This is a genomic window from Sphingomonas sp. CCH9-E2, assembly GCF_001557215.1.
Lineage (GTDB): Bacteria > Pseudomonadota > Alphaproteobacteria > Sphingomonadales > Sphingomonadaceae > Sphingomonas.
Map to the genome: position 1 here is coordinate 1 of NZ_LSJM01000157.1, position 1,978 is coordinate 1,978.

A 1,978-nucleotide genomic window follows, 5' to 3' on the forward strand; every position below is an offset into this window, starting at 1 on the left:
CAGCCGTTCCGCGACGGGACAGTGGCGTCCCGTGCCGGGACGCCACTGTCCCGTCGCGGAACGGCTGGTACGCGCAAAACCCCTATGGTTTCCAGCGATTTACCCTCGCAGCCCGCAGTGCGGCGCGACTCTGCACAAGCTGGCACGCGCGGTGCGTGCAGGCGCGCGAGACTGTGCAAGGATACCCGATGTCGCCCATCCCCTATCTCGCCGACCGTGCCCATGTGTTCGACGCCGCCGAGCTGATCCGTGCGTTCGGCGCCGATGCTGGGCTGGAGGCAGCGGCGCGCGCGGACAAGTTCCGCGACCTGGGCAACCACATCAATTTCTGCCGCTGGCGTCAGATCGAGCGGCTGATCGTGCTGATGAGCGTCAACCGCGCGGTCGGCACGGTTCACTAAGCCTATCCTCCCCCTGGCGGAGGAGGATTATCGAGGATGACGCAACCCGGTCGTTCCAGTCGCGTTATGCGCGGATGGGGGCCAGATGACATTAGCGCAGATTCTGTCGATTGCCGTGCTGCTGGGCATGATGGCGCTCTTTCTGTGGGGGCGCTTTCGCTATGACGTGGTCGCGGTCATGGCGCTGCTGGCGGCAGTGGCGGGGGGTATCGTTGCTCCGGACGATGCGTTTTCGGGCTTTTCCGACGACATCGTGATCATTGTCGGGTCGGCGCTGGTGCTGTCGGGCGCGGTGCAGCGATCGGGCGTGATCGAGCAATTGATGCGCCTGTTGCAGAAGCGGGTGACGCGCGTGCGATCGCAATTGCTGTTGCTGTCCGCCAGCGTTGGGCTTGGTTCGGCGCTGGTCAAGAATATCGGTGCGCTGGCGATGCTGATGCCCGCCGCGTTCCAGATGGCGAAGAAGTCGAACAGCTCGCCCAGCGTGTTCTTGATGCCGATGGCGTTCGCGTCGCTGCTCGGCGGGCTGATCACGCTGATCGGCACCTCGCCCAACATCATCGTCAGCCGCGTGCGGGAAGAGATGACCGGGCAGCCGTTCGGCATGTTCGATTATGCGCCGGTCGGGCTGGGGCTGACGCTGGTCGGGTTGATCTTCCTGCGCTTTGGCTATCGCCTGTTGCCGATGGATCGTCGCGCCGCGCCGACGATGGGCGAGGCGCTCGACATCCACGACTATGCGACCGAGGCCAAGATCGTCGCGCAATCGGCGGCGAAGGACGAGCGGGTGTCCGCATTCATCGAGCGGCACGACCATGAGGTCGCGATCACCATGTTCCTGCGCAACGGCGTGCGCGCGACGCCCTGGCCCGACATGCTGCTGCGCGAAGGCGACATCCTGATCCTGGGCGGCACCCCGGACAGCCTGGAGCGGGCGATCGCGCGCGACCGGCTCGATTTCGTCGGCACCAGCGAAGCACCGCAATCGGGCGAGGGCGACGAGATCGGGGTGATCGAGGCGGTGGTTGGCCCCGGATCGCCGCTGGTCGGTGGAACGGCCGGATCGCTGATGCTGCGCCAGCGCTATGGCATCAACCTGATCGCGGTATCGCGGCGCGGGGAGCGGATCGTGCGGCGCATGCCCAATGTCGTGTTCCGCGCGGGCGATGTGATCGTGCTGCAGGGACCGCTGGGCGCGCTTCCGGGGACGCTGACCGAACTGGGCGCGCTGCCGCTGGCCGAGCGCGAGCTGCGGCTGGGCAGCGTGCGCAAGGGGCTGTTGCCGATCGCCGTGCTGGCGGTGGCGATGGCGGCGACCGCAACGGGCGCGGTGCCGGTGACCATCGCATTCTTCGCGGCGGCTGCGGCGGTGGTGCTGCTGGGCGCGCTGCCGCTGCGCGACGCCTATGACCATGTCGAATGGCCGATCCTGATCATGCTCGGCGCGCTGATCCCGGTCAGCGATACGCTGCGCAGTACCGGCGTGACCGAGATTATCGGCACCTGGCTGTCGGCGACCGCGTCGGGCCTGCCGCCCTGGGGCGCGGTGGCGCTGATCATGGCGGCGGCGATGGCGG

General features: G+C 67.4%; 2 protein-coding genes. Both read left to right on the top strand.

The genetic code is table 11. From position 1 onward, the window contains the following. The first annotated feature begins 188 nt into the window (after positions 1 to 188). Positions 189 to 401 (top strand): hypothetical protein, encoded by a 213-nt coding sequence (locus AX681_RS08425; RefSeq protein WP_066659298.1) that lies wholly within the window; start codon positions 189 to 191, stop codon positions 399 to 401. Positions 402 to 486: 85 nt separating this feature from the next. Beyond that, the coding region (locus AX681_RS08430; protein ID WP_066682048.1) for an SLC13 family permease at positions 487 to 1,978 on the top strand (1,492 nt) is incomplete at its 3' end.

Bases quoted from the DNA above. Each gene is read 5' to 3' on its own strand.
- AX681_RS08425 (WP_066659298.1), top strand. From the start codon at position 189: ATGTCGCCCATCCCCTATCTCGCCGACCGTGCCCATGTGTTCGACGCC.